General features: G+C 66.8%; 13 protein-coding genes. 10 read left to right on the forward strand and 3 right to left on the reverse strand.

What is annotated here, in order from left to right; genetic code table 11:
• The first annotated feature begins 1 nt into the window (after position 1).
• The gene (locus tag VFW45_08220) at positions 2-2,314 is read left to right on the forward strand and encodes a MopE-related protein (GenBank protein ID HEU5180763.1); all 2,313 of its coding nucleotides are present in this window, start codon (positions 2-4) and stop codon (positions 2,312-2,314) included.
• A gap of 80 nt (positions 2,315-2,394) precedes the next feature.
• Here VFW45_08220 and VFW45_08225 read toward each other — a convergent pair whose 3' ends face one another.
• Positions 2,395-2,874, reverse strand: coding sequence for a hypothetical protein (locus tag VFW45_08225; protein HEU5180764.1), 480 nt, complete (start codon positions 2,872-2,874; stop codon positions 2,395-2,397).
• A 121-nt stretch (positions 2,875-2,995) separates the two neighbouring features.
• The gene (locus VFW45_08230) at positions 2,996-4,894 is read right to left on the reverse strand and encodes a peptidyl-prolyl cis-trans isomerase (protein ID HEU5180765.1); all 1,899 of its coding nucleotides are present in this window, start codon (positions 4,892-4,894) and stop codon (positions 2,996-2,998) included.
• 270 nt (positions 4,895-5,164) lie between these two features.
• On the opposite strand from VFW45_08230, the gene VFW45_08235 reads away from it, so the two are divergent.
• The 9 genes from VFW45_08235 (at position 5,165) to VFW45_08275 (ending at position 17,640) form a co-directional block, all read left to right on the forward strand.
• Positions 5,165-6,628, forward strand: coding sequence for a FecR domain-containing protein (locus tag VFW45_08235; GenBank protein HEU5180766.1), 1,464 nt, complete (start codon positions 5,165-5,167; stop codon positions 6,626-6,628).
• Positions 6,628-8,034, forward strand: a complete 1,407-nt coding sequence (locus VFW45_08240; protein HEU5180767.1) for a sensor domain-containing diguanylate cyclase — start codon at positions 6,628-6,630, stop codon at positions 8,032-8,034. The genes VFW45_08235 and VFW45_08240 overlap by 1 nt, the downstream gene beginning before the upstream one ends.
• Before the next feature lie 90 nt (positions 8,035-8,124).
• On the forward strand, positions 8,125-9,171 hold the full coding sequence (locus VFW45_08245; protein ID HEU5180768.1) for a rod shape-determining protein: 1,047 nt from the start codon (positions 8,125-8,127) through the stop codon (positions 9,169-9,171).
• Between the two features lie 51 nt (positions 9,172-9,222).
• Complete coding sequence (gene mreC / locus VFW45_08250; GenBank protein ID HEU5180769.1) at positions 9,223-10,068, forward strand: rod shape-determining protein MreC; 846 nt, start codon at positions 9,223-9,225, stop codon at positions 10,066-10,068.
• The gene (mreD, locus tag VFW45_08255; protein HEU5180770.1) at positions 10,065-10,535 is read left to right on the forward strand and encodes a rod shape-determining protein MreD; all 471 of its coding nucleotides are present in this window, start codon (positions 10,065-10,067) and stop codon (positions 10,533-10,535) included. Before mreC ends, mreD begins: the two co-directional genes overlap by 4 nt.
• A complete protein-coding gene (mrdA, locus tag VFW45_08260; GenBank protein HEU5180771.1) occupies positions 10,536-12,419 on the forward strand; it encodes a penicillin-binding protein 2 in 1,884 nt (627 codons plus the stop codon).
• The gene (gene rodA, locus VFW45_08265; protein ID HEU5180772.1) at positions 12,394-13,485 is read left to right on the forward strand and encodes a rod shape-determining protein RodA; all 1,092 of its coding nucleotides are present in this window, start codon (positions 12,394-12,396) and stop codon (positions 13,483-13,485) included. Before mrdA ends, rodA begins: the two co-directional genes overlap by 26 nt.
• A 49-nt stretch (positions 13,486-13,534) precedes the next feature.
• Complete coding sequence (locus tag VFW45_08270) at positions 13,535-16,144, forward strand: TIGR03960 family B12-binding radical SAM protein (GenBank protein HEU5180773.1); 2,610 nt, start codon at positions 13,535-13,537, stop codon at positions 16,142-16,144.
• A gap of 23 nt (positions 16,145-16,167) precedes the next feature.
• Positions 16,168-17,640, forward strand: coding sequence for an Rne/Rng family ribonuclease (locus VFW45_08275; protein HEU5180774.1), 1,473 nt, complete (start codon positions 16,168-16,170; stop codon positions 17,638-17,640).
• On the opposite strand, the gene VFW45_08280 is transcribed toward VFW45_08275, so the two are convergent.
• A partial coding sequence (locus tag VFW45_08280) for an acyl-CoA thioesterase (protein HEU5180775.1) occupies positions 17,637-18,116 on the reverse strand: 480 nt, incomplete at its 5' end. The genes VFW45_08275 and VFW45_08280 overlap by 4 nt on opposite strands.

Below are 18,116 nucleotides of genomic sequence, written 5' to 3' on the forward strand. Positions count from 1 at the left end.
CATGGGCCTCCGCAGAGCAGTCATCCTCCTGGCATTGATGGTGGCGGGAGCCGTTCCCGTCTTCGCCAACTGGACGGCGAGCGGCACCTTCCGCTACGTCGACCGTGAATTCGACCAGAGTGGTTTCACCGGCGTGGAGCCTTCGCTCCCGATCCGCTTCGCCACCGTGCAGGTGCGCGATGCCAACGCCAACGGAGGCAACGCGCTGTTGGCGACCGGTTCCACCGACGCCAGCGGCAATTTCAGCATTGCCGTGAACGACTCGAAGACCCGCACGGTACTGGTGCGGATCCTGACGAACTCCACCGCGATCGCGACGCTGTTCCTGAAGGTGGAGAACATCATCATCCCCAAGAACCCCTATGCCGTCTCGAGCGCCAATGTCCCGAACCACAGTCCCAGTACCAACGTGAACTTCGGCACCATCACGGCGGCGATCGGCGCGGGTGGCGAGGCGTTCAACCTTTACGACGTTGCGCTGCGCTCGGTGGACTACATCGCCGCGCTGAACGGCGCGCGGCCCGGCTCGACCAACCTCCTGACCCTGGAATGGGAGCCGAATGCGGGTGCGACGACGTCGACCTATGACCCCGCCAACAAGCGGATCCGCGTCGGCGACGTTTCGGGCTACAACGATACGGTCGTTCTGCACGAAACCGGCCATTACGCCTACCATCTGAACTCCGGCAACGACAATCCCGGCGGTGTGCACCACCTCACCGACTGCAACCAGGACATCCGCCTGGCCTACGACGAAGGACGCGCCACCTGGTTCGGTCAGTCGGTAAGGCGGTTCTACGGCCTGTCGAGGCCCGATCTCTACGTCAAGACCACCGGCGCGCCGGGACCGGGCAACCTCGATTTCTACTTCAACGTGGAGAGCGAGACGCCCTACTACTGCGACGGCGGCGCCAGCGAGGTTTCGGTCTACGCGGCACTATGGGACATCAACGACGGCGCCGGCACGGCCGACGGCTCGCCGGGCGTGGACGACGACACCCTGTCGCGCCCGGATGCCGACAACTGGGACGTCGACAAGAACTACGTGATCACGGCCACGAACCGCAGCATCGAGGACTTCTGGGACGGCTGGTTCACGCGCGGCAAGGGCTTCAAATCTTCCATGGAAGCGACCTTCGACCTGACGAACATCGAGTTCTTCCAGGACGCGAGCGAGCCGAACGACACCTCCGGGACGGCCATGCCCAACGCAGGCAACGGCTCCCCGGTCCATCTGACCTATTTCTCCGACTCGAACGGGGACGGCATCGGCTCCGCCGACAACGACTTCTTTTCTTTCAATGCCTCGGCCGGGAACCCCTACACCATCGAGACGCTGAACTCGTGGGGGGACGCGAATACCTCTCTCGAGCTGCTCGCCTCGAACGGAAGCACGGTCCTCGCCACGGGCTCGACCTTGATTAACTACACCCCGTCCAGCAGCGGGACCCTCTACGTGCGCTCCTTCCATGCCGCGGATTTCGGCATCTACGGCTCCTATGATCTCAAGATCAGCGGCAACGCCGTGGCGGACAACGACGGAGACACCTACAACAACCTGGTCGACTGCAACGACAATGATCCCTCGATCCACCCCGGAGCGACTGAGATTTGTGACGGGATCGACCAGAACTGCGACGGGGTGCGCGATGAGGGGTTCCCCAACGCCGACGGTGACGGCTGGGCCGCCTGCGGCGGCGACTGCAACGACAGCAACGCCGCGATCAATCCCGGCGCGACCGAGGTCTGCAACGGGGTGGACGACAATTGCGCCGGCGGGATCGATGAAGGCTTCGACGGCGACGGCGACGGCTACACCAGCTGCGGCGGCGACTGCAACAACGCCAACGCCGCGATCCACCCGGGTGCGACCGAGGTCTGCAATGGGGTGGACGATAATTGCGCCGGCGGGATCGACGAAGGGTTCGACCTCGACGGCGACGGGTTCACGACCTGCGGCGGCGATTGCAACGACGCCAATCCGGCGGTGCGGCCGAACGCGACCGAGAACTGCACCAACGGCATCGACGACAACTGCAACAATCTGACCGATGGCCAGGAGCCCAGCTGCCAGGTCGACACCGTCGTGATTACCAAGGCGGAGTGGAAGACCGCCGGGAAGAAGCTGACCATCTGGGCCACCAGCACCGCCGCTCCGAGCGCCACGCTCACGGTGGTGGGCTTCGGGACCATGACTTACGATTCGGTCAACAACCGGTACACCCTGACGAGAAACAACGTGGGCAATCCGGGCACCGTCACGGTGACTTCGAGCCAGGGAGGTTCCGACACCGAGCCGGTCACCGTCCTCTAGGGCGGATCAATCGCCGTAAGAATCAAAGCCCCCGCTCCGGATTGTCTCCGGGGCGGGGGCTCTTGTTTTTTCGGGAGGAATCAGGCCTGGACGAGAGGCTGGGCCTCCTGCCGCAGGAGGCTGCCCAGGAGCCGGTTCAGAGGATTGCCGCGCGACAGGAAAGGAAGGACCGGCCGGCGGCGCAGACCGAGATGGCGCAGGTCGCCGAGGATGCCGCGGTGCGAAGGATGCAGCTGCAATCCGCGCAGGAGCATCGGATAGGCGCGGTCCCGACGTCCCATGCGCAGGTGCACCCGCGCCAGATTGTGGAAGAGATCGGGATTGTAGAACTCGACCGCCACGGCGCTCTCGCACAGCTCGAGCGCGGTCTGCGACTTGGTGGACACCATGGCCAGGCAAAGGCCGTAAAAAGAGAGATACTTCGGCGGAGGCGCAATCTTCTCGACCTTCTTGGCCAGCTCGATGGCGGCTTCGAAGTAGGCCAGCCCCGAGAGGAAGTCCCCCTTGCTGACGGATCCCACTCCCTTGGCGAAGCTCTTTTCGGCGACGACGTTGCTCATGCTCTCCTCACCCCCCGGCGTTGTCGGTGATGCGCGTGCGGATCTTTGTCGAATATAGGCCCGCCGGGAAGCGGGTCAATCACGACTCCGTAAGACGGGAGGGAGGATTGCCTCGCGGGCGTCAGGTCTTGTCGATCTGCTCGATCATCGCGGTGTTGATCTCGGTGCGGTGCCGGGCGCGCAGCTGCGCGAGGTAGGCACGGAAGAGCTGGTCGCGGCGCGCCCCGAGCAGGCTGTTGCGCAGGGTCTCCTTCTGCGTGTCGAAGCCCTGCATCGGATCGGGTCGATCCGTCAGCCGCGCGAAGGCGACGGAGCCGTTGGGAAGGGAAAGGGGCGCGGGGGCCGCCCCCGGCGCCAGCGCGAACAACGTGTCGAGAGTGGAGGCATCGCCGCCCAACTCTCCCGCGGGGCCGCTTCTCGGGACCGCGCCGGTGTTCTTGATTTGCACCTTGAGCTTTTTGGCGAGCGCCGCGAGATCGCCCCCGCCGCCCGCCAGCTTGCGCGCCGACTCCACCCGCGCACTGCGCTGGATGTCCTCACGGACCCTGTCCCGCACGCTGGCGAGCGGCAGGGGAGCGGGCGGAGCGGCCTCGAGGTACTGCACCACCGCGATTCCGAGCGAGGTGCGCGTCGGGGCGCTCGACTCCCCGGGCTTGAGGGCGAAGAGCGCGGCCGAGAGCGCCGGCTGCGGGCCCAGCTCCGGAAAGGGCTCTCCCGCGTGCAGCGCCTTGAAGTCGCGGGGCTCGGCGCCGGCGGAGCTCGCCGCCTTGCCGAAATCGCCCGACGAAAGCGCGGCCGAAAAGCCTTCGGCGCGGCGCTGTGCCTCGGCGGCCACGCGGCCCTGCTTGAGGGCCTCGAGAATCTGAGGGCGCGCCTCCTCGAGGGTCAGCTCATGCGCAGGCTGTTGGTCGGTGAGCTTGATCACGTGAAAGCCGAAGGGAGTGCGCACCGGCTCCGACAGATCTCCCACCTTCATCGACCAGGCTGCCTCGGCGAACTCGCGCACCATCTGATCGCGCGTGAAATAGCCGACGTCTCCCCCGGTGGCGGCGGTGGAATCCTCGGAGACCTCTTTCGCCACCTTGACGAAATCCTCGCCCTGCCGCAGCCGGGAGAGCGCCTTGCGGATGCGCGCTTCCGCCGACTTCACGGCGTCGGCCGGGGCGTCGCTGGCCACCTTCACCAGGACGTGGCTGGCGCGACGCTTCTCGGGAACGGTGTAGAGCGACTTCTGGTCCTGCAGATACTGGGAGCGCACCTCGGATTCAGGGACGTCGATCCCCTTGGCAATCTCCTTGAAGGAGAACAGCGCGACCTTCCCGGAGCGTCCCTCGCCCCCGGAGTAATCGGCCAGGTGCGCCTTGTAATAAACCTCGATCTCGGCGTCCGAGGGAGCCGCGGCGGAGAGGCGCGAGGCGTCCAGGATCAGGTATTCGAAGGTCGCCTTCTCATTCTGCCGCCGGAACACTTCCTTCAGCTCCGCCTCGGTGACCGCTGCCGAATCCTCGACCAGAGAGCGCAGCTTGTTCACCAGCAGCTGCCGCCGTACCGAAGACTCGAAATTCTCGAACATCACCGGGTTGGAGCGATACAGCTTCTCGTAGCGCTCGCGCCCCACGAAAGCGCCGTTCTGCTGGAAGGAAGGATCCTTCATGACGGCCTCGGCCACTTCCTGCCCCGTCACGCTCAGTCCGGCACGGCCCGCCTCTTTTTCCAGCAGGTCTCCGTCGATGAGCCGGTTGACGGCCGTAAGCCCTATCCTCAGGTAGGCGCGCTGGGAGTCGTACTGCGCCCCCAGCAGCTGGCGGTAGGTCGAATCGAGATTCCTCGCCTCGTCCTGGAATCTCTGGACGGAGATCACCTCGCCGTCCACCCGGGCGGCCCAGTCGGTGCGGTTGGCATCCTTCGTCCCGCTGACCAGGGCGCCGATGCCGTAGACGAACCCCAGAACGAAGGAGGCGATCACGATCCAGAGCACCCACTTGAGGTGCTTGAACTTCTCCCGAAAGACATTGAGCATGCCGACTCCCCGCGAGCCGGATCCGGAATCGGACCCAGCCGACCGTTTCCCGCCTCGTTAACCGGTTGGAACCGTGCATTCTAGCGGAATCGTGCTCGCCGGATCAAGACGGACCGGCGGGCCGGGCGGCGGGCTTCTCCTTTTGTTTCAAAGCGGTTGCCCTGCGGGACTTTCTTCCTATATTTGACCCGGTGGCGGGACCGGACCGTCTCCGGAGATCCCGCTCGTGAGCCTCGTGTCCGTTTTACGCACGAAAAGGGGCGCTCGCCGATGACAACCGGCCGACAGGCGGCACAGGGAAACATCCTGCTGGACTGGTTCACGGTCTCCTATCGGAGCATCGTGCTCGCCCTCGTTTTCCTGGTCGGCGCGGGGGGCGCGGTGTTCCTCTACTTCTACCTCAAGGCCGCCACGGGCGACACTCCGGAGGGAGCGGCCCTGCAGGAGCTGACCCGGGCCGAGCGATTGTTCTCGGAAGCCGAGTCGGCGGCGCACGGCGAGCAGGCCGCGCCGGTGATCAACCAGGCGGGACGCCTTCTCGAGTCGGCGCGCCGCACCTTCCGCGATCATGAGTTCGAGGAGAGCCGGGGGCTGTCGGTACAGTCCCAGGGCTTCTCGCGCAAGATTCTGGACAGCTCGACCGCCGAGAGCAGCTTCACCGCCAAGATCTACCGCTTCGAAGGGGACGTGAAGATAAAGCGGGTGAAGCAGTTCGTGTGGGAGACCATCACCGGGAACCTGGCCCTCAAGGTGGGGGACCAGATCAAGACCTCCTCCAGCGGCAGCGCGCAGATCGTCTATTTCGACGGCACCATCACCACCCTGAAGCCCGGCTCGCTCCTGGAGATCCGCGAGCTGTTCGAGGACCCCGCCACCAAGGTGCGCAAGGTCCGTGAGCGTCTGAACTTCGGCGGTGTGCACGCCGCCACCCAGGGCGGCAATGCGCAAGGCTCCTTCCACGAGGTCTCCACCGAGACGACGATTGCCCGCACCCAGGACCGGGCGCAGATGTCGATGGAGTTCGACGCGGCCGCACGGACGACGCGCACGTCGGTGGAGAGCGGCGAGGCCGAAGTCTCCACCGGGGGCAGCTCGGTGAAGCTTGCCTCCCTCGAAAGCGTGACGGTGCCTGCCGAAGGGAAGCTTTCGCCCAAGGAGAACATCCTTTCCTCGCCCTCGCTGGTGGAGCCGATCGACCAGCGCGTCTTCATGTTCGTGCCCGGCAAGGAGTCCAGCACGACCTTGAAGTGGGATCGGGTCGCGGCCGCCTCGGCCTATCGCCTGCAGATCTCCCAGCAGCCGCTGTTCGGGCTGCTGCTGCTCAACAAGCCCGACATCACATCCACCTCGGTCGTGCTTCCCGATCTGGCGGGGGGCAGCTACTACTGGCGCGTGGCGGCACGCGACGGAGCTGGCAACGAAGGGGCCTTCTCGGAGATCCGCAAGTTCCGCGTCGGCTCGGAGCGCGAGCGTGGTCCCGAGGACCGGGTGCCGCCGGCGCTGCAGCTGGTGGATTTCATGCCCAGCGGCGCTCTGGTGATCATTCGCGGCCGCACCGAGGCCGCCGCCAGCGTGGCCATCGACGGACAGATGGTCGACGTCGAGGACGACGGCGCCTTCACGGCGGTGGTGAAGATGAAGCACGACGGGCCCAACACGCTGGAAATCGTCGCCCAGGACACGGCCGGCAACGAAACGCGCCTCAAGAAGAACGTCTACGTGGAGACTTTCTGATGGCGGCGGCGCCGGAAATCCTGCTGCTGCTGGACGAGGAGAGCAACTCGCGCGACATGGTGACTTCCGGCGGCGGCGCGACGGCGCGCCTGCGCGTGCTGCGCTGGGACCGGGTGCGCGGAGAAGACCTGGCGAGCCCCGAGCTGCGCGCCGTGGTCTTCGAGGACGGGGCCTCCCCCGATCGACGGCGGCGCGCGGCTTTGCTGAAGGAGGTACCCGACCATGTCGCGCGGGTCTCGCTGGCGCCTCAGGGGAGCCGCGGCGCCGCGCGGCGCGCCACGGCGTCGGACCTGCGCCTCGCCCCGCCCGTGGATCTCGGCACCCTGTCACGCCTGGTGTCGCTGCAGCGCCGGTGCTTCGACCTGGAGGAGGCGTCGCGGCGGTCGCGGCGGGTGGCCGGGCAGCTCTCACGGCAGATCAATACGGCGGCGGAAGTGCTGCGCGCCTGCAATGCGGAAGCGGAGCCTCGTCGGATCGCCGAGGCGGCGATCGCCCTCGTCCACCGGCACTGCCCGGCCGAGGCCTGGTCGGTGCTCCTCCTCGACGCGGAGAAGAGCTGCCTGATCATCGAGGCGGCGGATGGACCGGGAATGGTGAACTGGCTGGGACGCCGGGTGGGTGTGGGCGAGGGAGTCGCCGGCAGGGCGCTGCGCTCCCGCCAGCCTCTGGCACTGCCGCGCGGTCCGGCGGGTAGTCCCGAGATTCCCGCGGAGCTGGCCTGGAGCCAAATCCTCGCCGTTCCGCTCCTGAGCCGGGGAAAGGCGATCGGAGTTGCCGAGCTGATGCGTGCCGCCTCCGGCAACCCGTTCCGCCGGCGCGACGCGCGCGTCGTGTCGCTGCTGCTCGAGCCGATGGCGGTGGCCCTCGAGAACAATCAGCTGCTGCGGGTCTCGCAGGAGCTGTCGGTCACCGACGATTTGACGAAGCTCTACAACTCGCGCTACCTGAATGCTTCGCTGTCGCGCGAGGTCCAGAGGGCCCGCCGCTATCGCTCCCAGGTGTCGCTGATCTTCCTGGACCTGGACGGCTTCAAGAACGTGAACGACCAGCACGGCCACCTGGCGGGGAGCCGGGCGCTGGTCGAGGTCGGGGCGGTGATCCGCCACATGGTCCGCGAGATCGACATCGTCTGCCGCTTCGGCGGGGACGAGTTCACGGTGATCCTCCCGCAAACCGGCTCCGAAGGGGCGCGCGTCATCGCCGAAAGGATCCGCCAGCGCCTGGAGGAGACGATTTTCCTGGAGACCTTCTCGCTCGCGGTGCGCATCACGGCGAGTTTCGGAGTCGCCACCTTCCCGGATCACGCTCTGTCCGAGAAGTCCTTGATTCAAAAGGCGGACGAGGCGATGTACCGGGTCAAGGGCCATGGCAAGAACGCCGTCGCTGAGGCACTGACGGAAGTTTGACAAGGAATGTCCGGGAACCTATATTGAGTCGGTCGCGGGGCAAGCGGTTTTGTTTCGAACCGGTTACGGAATAGAGGGCGACCAGCTGTGATGGCCAAGAACGGGATGGGTTGGAGCCCCCGATCGATTCTCAGCCTTTTCTCCAATGATCTGGCGATCGACCTGGGAACGGCCAATACCCTGGTTTACGCGCGGGGTAAAGGCATCGTGGTGTGCGAACCGTCCATCATCGCGGTCAACCAGAAAACCGGAAAGGTGGAGGCGGTCGGCAAGGAAGCGAAAGAGATGCTGGGGCGTACCCCTGGGAACATCATTGCCATCCGGCCCATGAAAGACGGCGTCATCGCCGATTTCGAGCACACCGAGAAGATGCTCGACCACTTCATCAAGAAGGCCCACAACCGCTCCCTGGGGGTGCGCCCGCGCATCGTCATCGGCGTTCCCTCCGAGATCACGCAGGTGGAGAAGCGGGCCGTCAAGGATTCCGCCTACCGCGCCAAGGCCTCCGAGGTCTACCTCGTGGAGCAGGCGATGGTCGCCGCCGTGGGTGCCGGACTGCCCGTCACCGAGCCCACCGGGAACATGGTGGTCGACATCGGCGGCGGCACCACCGACGTGGCGGTCATCTCGATGGCCGGGATCGTCTACAGCCGGTCCGTGAGGATCGCGGGCAACAAGATGGACGAGGACATCGTCCAGTACATCAAGCGCAAGTACAACCTGCTGGTGGGGGAGCGCACGGCGGAGGAGATCAAGATCAACATCGGCTCGGCCTTCCCTCTCGAGGAGGAGCTGACCATGGAGATCAAGGGAAGGGACCTGGTGGAGGGGATTCCCAAGACCCTGGTGGTCTCCGACGAGGAGATCCGCGAGGCCCTTTCGGAAACCGTGTCGAACATCATCGAGGCGGTCCGCGTGGCCCTCGAGCAGACGCCGCCGGAGCTTAGCGCTGACATCGTGGACAAGGGGATCGTGCTCACGGGGGGCGGGTCCCTGCTGAAGAACCTGGACAAGAGGCTGCGGGAGGAGACGGGCCTTCCCGTCTCCATGGCGGACGACCCGCTCGCCTCGGTGGTGCTGGGGACCGGAAAGATGCTCAACGATTTCAATCTTCTCCGGAAGATCTCCATCGACTGACGTCCCCTGACACGCCGCGCTCCCCGCCGGGACACGCTTCCGACCATGGCGATGAACAAATCCTTCCCGGAGCGCAGGCCCTTTCTCCTGCTCATACTCATTCTGGCGTCGCTTCTGGTCCTCATGTCCCATCAGGTGCGCAGCACGCGCGGCAACACCCTGCTGGAAGACGGGCTGCTCAACGTCTCGGCGCCGCTGGTGAAGGGAACCACCGGCGGGGTGGGCCTGGTGTCGGGGCTGTGGAAGGGTTACGTCGACCTGCGCGGCGCACGCCAGGAGAACCAGCGCCTGCGCCAGGAGGTGGAAGCGGCCGAGGAGGAGGGGCGCCGCGGCGAGGAATACCGCCGCGAAAACCTCAGGCTGCGCGACCTGCTGGAGCTGAAGCGCGACGTGACCATTCCGTCGCTGGCCGCCGAGGTGATCGCCTTCGGCAACACCTCCCAGGCACGCATTGCCATCCTCAACCGCGGCTCCGCCGACGGCGTGCGGCGCGATCTCCCGGTCATCAGCCGGCGCGGCGTGGTGGGGCGGGTCATCGCCGTGGGGCGAGGCACCTCGAAAGTGCAGCTGCTGATCGATCCGAACAGCGGCGTGGCCGGGGTCCTGCAGCGCAGCCGGGGCCAGGGCATGGTTGTGGGTCTGGGCGACGCCGGCTGTAGGATGGAATATGTCTCCGACCTGGAGGACGTGGCGGTCGGAGACGTGGTGGTCACCTCCGGGCTGGATCGCATCTACCCGAAGGGAATCGTGATCGGCGTGGTCTCCTCGGTGGAGGCCGGGGACCAGCTGACCAAGCACATCCTCATCCGTCCGGAGGTCGACTTCACTCACCTCGAGGAAGTGCTGGTCCTGAAGGAGGCCCCGGAGGCTGCGGAAGCGGAGACCCCGGCGCCGTGACGCCGGTATGGAAAGGCGCCCTGGCGCTCCTGCTGGCGGCACTGGGCCAGAGCCTCTTGTCGCGCTACCTCCCGTCGGTCGGCAAGAGCGTGGATCTGTATACCGTTCTGGTCCTCTATTACGCGGTGTCGCGCCGGCGCGTGGCGGTCATGGTGATGGGGACCTCGGCAGGATTGGTGGAGGACCTGCTCTCCCACACGATGCTGGGAGTGAACGCCTTCAAGAAGACGCTGGTCGGCTACCTGATGGGAGCGCTCGGCTCCTTTTTCATGCTGAACCAGTCGCTTCCGCGCTTCGGAATCCTCTTCCTGGCCACTCTGCTCGAGGCCCTGACCGAGTTCGGGCTGGTGCTGGTCCTCGGGCGCAACCCGTCCCCGCCCGCGGCCGGCGACCTGATCCGCCTCGGGCTGGGCAACGGGCTCGCGGGAATTTTCCTTTTCTGGATCGCTTCGAAGCTGGAGAGATAGTTGACCTGGGATTATCGCAGCAGCAAGGACTTCAAGGACTATTACGAAGAGCGCCGCCTGCAGCGGCGCATCGGCTTCGTGTTCGTGTTCCTGTCGGGAATCTTTCTCGCTTTCCTCTTCAAGCTCTGGTACCTGCAGGTGGTCAACGGGGAGAGCTACCGGCGCCTGGCGGACAACAACCGCCTGCGCCAGGTGGTGGAGAACCCCCTGCGCGGGCTGCTCCTGGATCGCGAGGGACGTCCCATCGTGCGCAACCGCATCGCCTTCAACGTGCTGCTCGACCGCGAGAAGATCAAGCAGCTGGACCAGACCGTCGCGACCCTGTCGCGCGTCCTGGACCTGCCCGAGTCGACGGTGCGCCAGCGCATCGCCCGCTACCGCAACCGTCCCGTGTTCGAGCCGGTCATCGTCAAGGAGGACGTGGACATGGCGGAAGCCGCCTATCTCGAGTCCCGCCGCCTCGAGCTGCCCGAGATCTCCGTAGCCATCGAGCCGAAGCGCAGCTACGAGGACGGGCACCTTGCCGCCCACGCGCTTGGGTATGTCGGCGAGATCTCCGAATCGCAGCTGGGGAAACCACGCTATGCCGGCTACCAGCTGGGCGACGTGATCGGCAAGGCGGGAGTGGAGGTGGCCTACGACGGCGATCTCGCCGGGGAGAAGGGGTGGAAGCAGGTGATCGTGAACAGCCTGGGCCGCGAGATGCGCGAGCTGCCGGTGGGCAAGCGGCCGGTGCAGGGCAACGCGCTGCGGCTGACCATCGATCTCGACCTGCAGCGCGAGCTGGAGGCGGCCTTCGAGGACAAGATGGGCTCGGCGGTGTTCCTCGACCCTTACAGTGGCGAGGTGCTGGCGATCATCAGCAAGCCCTCCTACGATCCGAACGTGTTCGCGCGGCGCTTCTCGGCGGAGGAGTGGAAGGGTCTGATGGACTCCGAGACCCATCCGCTGCAGAACCGCGCCATCCAGAGCAAGTTCGCTCCCGGCTCCGTCTTCAAGATCGTGATGTCGATCGCGGCGCTCGAGTCGGGCAAGGCCTCCCCGGCGCGCACCGATTTCTGCCCCGGCTACGCCTACATCTACGGCCGGAAGTTCCTGTGCCACCAGGAAGGCGGGCACGGCACCCTGGCGATGGTGGAGGCCATCAAGCGCTCCTGCAACGTCTACTTCTACCACCTCGGCAAGGACATGGGGATCGAGATCATCTCCGAGTGGGCCCACAAGCTGGGATTCGGGCAGCGCACCGGCATCGACCTGATGCACGAGGAGGCCGGCACCGTCCCGGACGACGCCTGGAAGCGGCGCACGCGCAACGAGCCCTGGTACCCGGGCGAGACGATCTCTGTATCGATCGGGCAGGGAGCCGTGGAGGTGACGCCGCTGCAGATGGCGGTGTTCGCCTCGCTCATCGGCAACGGCGGAACGCAGTACCGTCCCCACCTGCTGCTGCGACGCGAGATTCGCGGCGGCGTGGAGGAGGAGGCGCACGCCCCCGAGGTGGTGTCGAAGGTGGAGATCAAGCCCTCCACCCTCAAGGTGGTCAAGGAGGCGATGTGGGAGGTGGTGAACCAGGGCGGGACCGGCACGAAGGCCGCGATCCCCGGCAGGGACGTGTGCGGCAAGACCGGGACGGCCCAGGTCGTCAAGGCCAGCGCCGGCGTCAAGAGCGAGAAGCTCGCCGAGTCGATCCGGGACAATGCCTGGTTCGTCGGCTTCGCGCCGCGCGACAACCCGCGCATCGCCTTCGCGGTGTTCGTCGAGCGCGGCGGGCACGGCGGCGAGGCGGCCGCGCCCATCGCCCAGCGGGTCATGCTGAAATTCTTCGACAAGCTGGATCACCCGTCGGAGGAGACGCGCATTGCTCGAGCGCCGCAGCATCCATAGCCTCGACTGGCTGCTGGCGCTGGCGGTGCTGGCGCTGTGCGCCGTGAGCCTGGGGATGGTCTACTCAGCCACCCTCGGCGGACCCCTCTCGCCGCTCGCCAAGAAGCAGCTGATCTACGTGGCGCTCGGGCTGGCCGCGATGATCATCACCCTCGCGGTGGACTATCACACGCTGGCCTCGGTCAGCTATCTGTTCTACGCCGCCAGCCTGGTCCTGCTGGTCTACCTGCTGTTCTTCGGGCGGGCCATCGCCAACACCCGTGGATGGCTCGAGCTGGGGCCGGTCAACTTCCAGCCCGCCGAGATGACCAAGATCACCACGCTGCTGGCGCTGTCGAGCTACCTGAGCCGGAACCGATCCTCATCCCTGACGCCGGGCAACATGGGGGCGATCCTGCTGATCGTGGGCCTCCCGGTGGTGTTGATCGCGCGGCAGCCCGATCTCGGGACGGCGCTCACCTTCATGCCGCTGGTGGTGGTGGCCGTATTCCTGGGCGGGATCCGGATCCGCACCATCCTGATCCTGGTGATGATTCCCATCCTGGCGCTGCCGCTGCTCTGGACGCACTACCTGCAGGACTACCAGAAGGAGCGCGTCCTGACCTTCCTGGATCCGGCACGCGACCCGAAAGGGGCCGGATACCAGGTGCTGCAGTCGCGCATTGCGGTGGGCTCGGGGGGGCTGATCGGCAAGGGCTTCCTCGAAGGGACCCAGGGGCAGCTCAAGTTCCTGCCGGCGCAGCATACCGACTTCATCTTCGCGCTGCTCGCCGAAGAGCGGGGATTCCTGGGCAGTTTGGTTGTGCTGTCTTTGTACTTCATTGTAATCTACCGCTGCATCGCCATCGCCCGCGCGGCGCGCGACCTCCTCGGGGTTTACCTGGCCATGGGAATGATGGCGCTGTTCGCCTGCCAGGTCCTCATCAACATCGGGGTCGTGCTGGGGCTCATGCCGACGACCGGCGTCCCTCTTCCCCTGATGAGCTACGGGGGATCCTCGATGATCACCACGCTGGCCGGATTCGGCCTCGTGCTGAACGTCTGGATGCGGCGCCTGGTCAACTGACGCCTCGCATAGCCGTCGCGCCTGCCCATCCCCCCGGGGAGCCACCGCCATGGGTCCGCATTCCGAAGCTCTCGAAGCCATCCTGCCGCGCGTGCAGAAGCCGGCGCGCTACATCGGCGGAGAGTGGAACTCCGTCGTCAAGGACCCTGCCCGCGTCGATCTGCGCATGGCGCTCGCCTTTCCAGACACCTACGAGCTGGGGATGTCCCACCTGGGCCTGCGTATCCTCTACAGCCTGCTCAACGCGCGCCCCGAGATCTGGGCGGAGCGCGTCTTCTGCCCCTGGCTCGACATGGAGGCTCAGCTGCGCGCTTCGGGCATCCCGCTCGTCACCCTGGAGAGCGGCACGCCGCTGCGCGATTTCACGGTGGTCGGGTTCTCGCTGCAATACGAGCTGAACTACACCAACATCCTCACCATGCTGGATCTCGGCGGCATCCCGCTGCGCTGTGCCGATCGCGCCGAGCGGGACCCGCTGGTGATCGGCGGCGGGTCGATGGCCTTCAACCCGGAGCCTCTGGCCGATTTCTTCGATTGCATTCTGATCGGGGACGGCGAGGAGCTGATCCTCGATTTCCTGCGGACGCTCGGGAAGCTGCGCCGCGCGGGAGCGTCGCGGCGTGAGACGCTCGCCGAGCTGGCCAAGGTCGAGGGTGTCTACGTGCCGGCCCTGTATCCTGCCGCACGCGACGCCGGCTCCGGCTTCCTGCTCCCGCAGCCGGTTGACGGGCTGCCGTTCCCGGTGAAGCGCCGCATCCTTTACGACATCGACCGCTATCCCTTTCCCGAGGACGTGGTGGTCCCGTTCAACGAGATCGTGCACGACCGGGTGTCGGTCGAGATCATGCGGGGCTGCACCGTGGGCTGCCGCTTCTGCCAGGCCGGAATCATCTACCGTCCGGTGCGCGAGCGCTCGCCCGAGTCAATCAAGGCGGTACTGGAGAAGAGCCTGCGGCGCACCGGGTTCGACGAGGTGTCGCTGACGTCGCTCAACTCCGGGGAATATGGATCGGTCGCCGGATTGATCACCGACCTGATGGACGACTTCCAGGAGAGCCGCACCTCGCTGTCTCTCTCGTCGCTGCGTCCCTCGAGCCTGAACGAGCGCATCGCGGAGCAGATCCGCCGGGTGCGCAAGACCGGCTTCACCATGGCGCCGGAGGCGGGCACGCAGCGCCTGCGCGACGTGATCAACAAGGGGACGAGCGAGAAGGACATCCTGTTCGGGGCGGAGAACGCCTTCCGCCAGGGATGGGAGATGCTGAAGCTCTACTTCATGATCGGGCTGCCCACCGAGACCGACGAGGACGTGCAAGGGATCCTGGATCTGGCCCACAAGATCCTGCAGCTGGGCCGGCGCCACGCGCGCCGCGCCGCCCGGATCACCGTTTCCGCCTCCTCCTTCATTCCCAAGCCCCACACGCCGTTCCAGTGGCTGCCGATGGAGCGCATGGAAGCGCTGCGCGAGAAGCAGGCGCGCATCCGCGCCGGGTTGCGCAACCCCGGCATCCAGTTCAAGTGGCACGACGTGGAAATCTCCTGGCTCGAGGGGATCTTTGCCAAGGGAGACCGCACCTTGGGCCGGACGCTGCTGCGCGCGTGGGAACGCGGCTGCCGGTACGACGGGTGGACCGAGCAGTTCCGCTATCGCGACTGGGTCGCGGCCCTGGAGGAGACCGACGTGGACGTCGAGGCGATCCTGCACCGCCGCCTGGCGGTGGGCTCGCGCCATCCCTGGGATCACATCGATTCAGGCGTCTCGGAGCGCTACCTGGCGAAGGAGCTCGAGCTGAGCCTGACCTCGGTGCCGACCGACACCTGCGGCATCGACAAGTGCTACGGCTGCGGCTCGTTCGCGCGGCAGTGCCTGTCGGGAGAGCTGGTCCCCGGCAAGCTCGGCGAGCACGCCGAGGTCGAGCCACCGCGGCCACTGCCTCCTCCGCTTCCGCCGGCGCCGCGCTACCGCTACCGCGCGCGGTACCACAAGCAGGGGAAGATGCGCTACCTGTCGCACCTGGAGCTTTCGCGCACCATGATGCGGGCCTTCCGTCGGGCGGACATTCCGATGGCTTACACGGAAGGGTTCCACCCCATGCCGCGCCTCGCCTTCGCTTCGGCGCTGGCCGTCGGTGTCGAGTCGCTGGGTGACTACCTCGACTTCGAGACCACGCGCGAGCTCGATCCGGAGGCGATGCGGAGCGCCGCCAACGCCTCTCTTCCGGGCGGGATCGGTCTCGACTCGATCGCGCCCGTCAGCCCGGGCGCCGAGACCCTGGGGGAGCTGGTCAATGCGGCACGCTATGCCGTTCGCCTGGAGCGAAGCCTGGGAGACGAGGCGCTGGAACCGGACCTGGCCGCCCGCCTCGCCGGCGCGACCGAGCTCAAGGTGATGCGCGAGCGCAAGGGACGCACCGAGGAGCTGGATGTGCTGCCCTCCATCCATCGTCTCGCGGTGCGCGACAGCGCGACGCTCGAGATGATCCTCAAGGTCGGGGGATCGGGAACCGCCCGGCCGGATGACGTCGTGCACGCGCTGTTCGGCCGCGACGCCGCGGCGCGCATCGTCCGGGAGGATCTCCTGGTGCTGCGCCAGGGCGAGGCCGAATCCCCGCTCTCCGAGCGCCACCGGGAGCGGCCCCTCCCTCCGCCCCCCGCCTGAGGACTGCATCGGGAAGCCTCGCCGTGATCAGGGAATTAATTCTCAGCGCCAATCGCCATGAGACGAGGGCGGCGCTGATGGAAGATGGGGTCCCTGCCGAAATCTTCATCGAGCGGGAGAGCCGCGCCCCCCTGCTCGGCAACATCTACCTGGGACGGGTGACCTCCGTCCTGCCCGGCATGCAGTCGGCCTTCGTCGACCTCGGGACCGACCGCGACGCCTTCCTCTACGTCACCGATTTGATCCCTCCCGATTCCGCGTCACCCGAGATGCGGCCGAGGGCCGCTCGCGATCGTGGTCCGGCCATCGAGACCTTTGTCCGTCCGGACCAGAAGCTCCTGGTGCAGGTCGTGCGTGAGCCGCTGGGCACCAAGGGGGCGCGAGCCACGACGCATCTCTCCCTGCCGGGGCGCGCCCTGGTCCTGCTGCCGCACGGCTCCGGCCGATCGGTGTCGCGGCGCGTCGGCTCGGAGGAGGAGAAGCAGAGGCTGCAGCGGCTGGCGGAGGAGATCCCGGGGGAGGAGGGCTTCATCGTGCGGACGGCGGCGGAAGGGTGCCCGCCGGAAGCGCTGCGGAGAGAGGCCGACACGCTGCGACGCCGCTGGAAGGCGATCGAGGCGCGCGCCGGGGAGGCTTCCGCCCCGGCCTGCCTGCATCTCGAGGCCGAGCTTTCCGTCCGCCTGCTGCGCGATCTGCTGACCGAATCGATTCACCGGGTTGTCGTCGATGGAGAGGCGGCCCTGGATCGCTGCCGCGAGTATGCGGCGGAGTTTCTGCCGCTGCTGGCGCACCGCCTGGAGCGCTATCAGGGTCCGGCGGATGCGTTCGAGGCCCTCGGAATCGATCGGGAGATCCGCCGGGCCCTGCGGCGGCGGGTCGCATTGCCGTCAGGAGGCACCCTGATCATCCACCCCACCGAGGCCCTGGTCGCCATCGACGTGAACACCGCGAGGTTCATCGGCTCCAGCGGCTTCGAGCAGACGGCGCTGGAGACCAATTGTGAGGCGGTGCGCGAGATCGTGCGGCAGATCCGCCTGCGCGATCTGGGAGGCATCCTGGTGGTGGACTTCATCGACATGCAGGAGGAGGCGAACCGCGAGCGAGTGACGCGCGAGCTGGAGGAGGCCCTCAAGGCGGATCGGGCCCGCAGCCGGATGCTGGGGGTGAGCGAGTTCGGCCTGGTGCAGATCACGCGGCAGCGGATCCGGCGCGGTCTGGACGGCGTGCTGCGGACCTCCTGCCCGACCTGCCGCGGCGCCGGCCGGCTGCGCACGGCCGAGACCCTGCGCCTGCAGCTGCAGCGCGAGCTGCGACGCAGCGGCCTGATCGAAGCCGGCACCTCGTGGCGGGTGCTGGCCCATCCCGACCTGATCGCCGAGATCCGGGCTCACTGGGAGGATTTCCTGGAGGAAGCGCGTCTGCCCTCGGGAACTCAGCTGAGGCTGGAAACGGTGCCGGGCGTCCATCCCGAGCACTACGAGGTGCGCGGGGACTAGGCCGATTCGGTGGAGCGCGCCTGCAGGCGTTGGGAGCGCCGGCGTGAAGCTTCCTCCACGCGCCGCCGATCCTCGTCGCTCTGCAATTGCAGCGGCGGCGCCGGCGTCGGATGTCCCTTGCCGTCCACCGCCACCAGGGTCACATAGGCGGTGGTGGTGCGCCGGCGCTCGCCGGTCAGGATCTCCTCCGATTCCACCAGGACCTCCACCTCCATCGACGACTGGAAGACGGCGTTCAGCCGCGCTTCGATCACCACGATGCTGCCGAGGCGGATGGGATGGTGGAAGACCAGGGAATCGACCGAGGCGGTGACGATGGGGTTGCGCGCGTGCCGCAGGCCGACCACCGCGGCAGCCTTGTCGATGAGCGCCATGACGCGGCCGCCGAAGATGTTCCCGTGGGGATTGGTGTCCTCGGGATTGACGATCTCGGTCATCGTGACGCGCGAGGCGGAGGCGGGCTTCGGGTCGCGGCT

This window comes from Candidatus Polarisedimenticolia bacterium, assembly GCA_035764505.1.
Classification (GTDB): Bacteria; Acidobacteriota; Polarisedimenticolia; order Gp22-AA2; family AA152; genus AA152.

What these genes read in the sequence shown, in the direction of transcription:
- VFW45_08220 (HEU5180763.1), top strand. Translation starts at nt 2, where the DNA reads ATGGGCCTCCGCAGAGCAGTCATCCTCCTGGCATTGATGGTGGCGGGA.
- VFW45_08225 (HEU5180764.1), bottom strand. Translation starts at nt 2,874, where the DNA reads ATGAGCAACGTCGTCGCCGAAAAGAGCTTCGCCAAGGGAGTGGGATCC.
- VFW45_08230 (HEU5180765.1), bottom strand. Translation starts at nt 4,894, where the DNA reads ATGCTCAATGTCTTTCGGGAGAAGTTCAAGCACCTCAAGTGGGTGCTC.
- VFW45_08235 (HEU5180766.1), top strand. Translation starts at nt 5,165, where the DNA reads ATGACAACCGGCCGACAGGCGGCACAGGGAAACATCCTGCTGGACTGG.
- VFW45_08240 (HEU5180767.1), top strand. Translation starts at nt 6,628, where the DNA reads ATGGCGGCGGCGCCGGAAATCCTGCTGCTGCTGGACGAGGAGAGCAAC.
- VFW45_08245 (HEU5180768.1), top strand. Translation starts at nt 8,125, where the DNA reads ATGGCCAAGAACGGGATGGGTTGGAGCCCCCGATCGATTCTCAGCCTT.
- mreC (HEU5180769.1), top strand. Translation starts at nt 9,223, where the DNA reads ATGAACAAATCCTTCCCGGAGCGCAGGCCCTTTCTCCTGCTCATACTC.
- VFW45_08270 (HEU5180773.1), top strand. Translation starts at nt 13,535, where the DNA reads ATGGGTCCGCATTCCGAAGCTCTCGAAGCCATCCTGCCGCGCGTGCAG.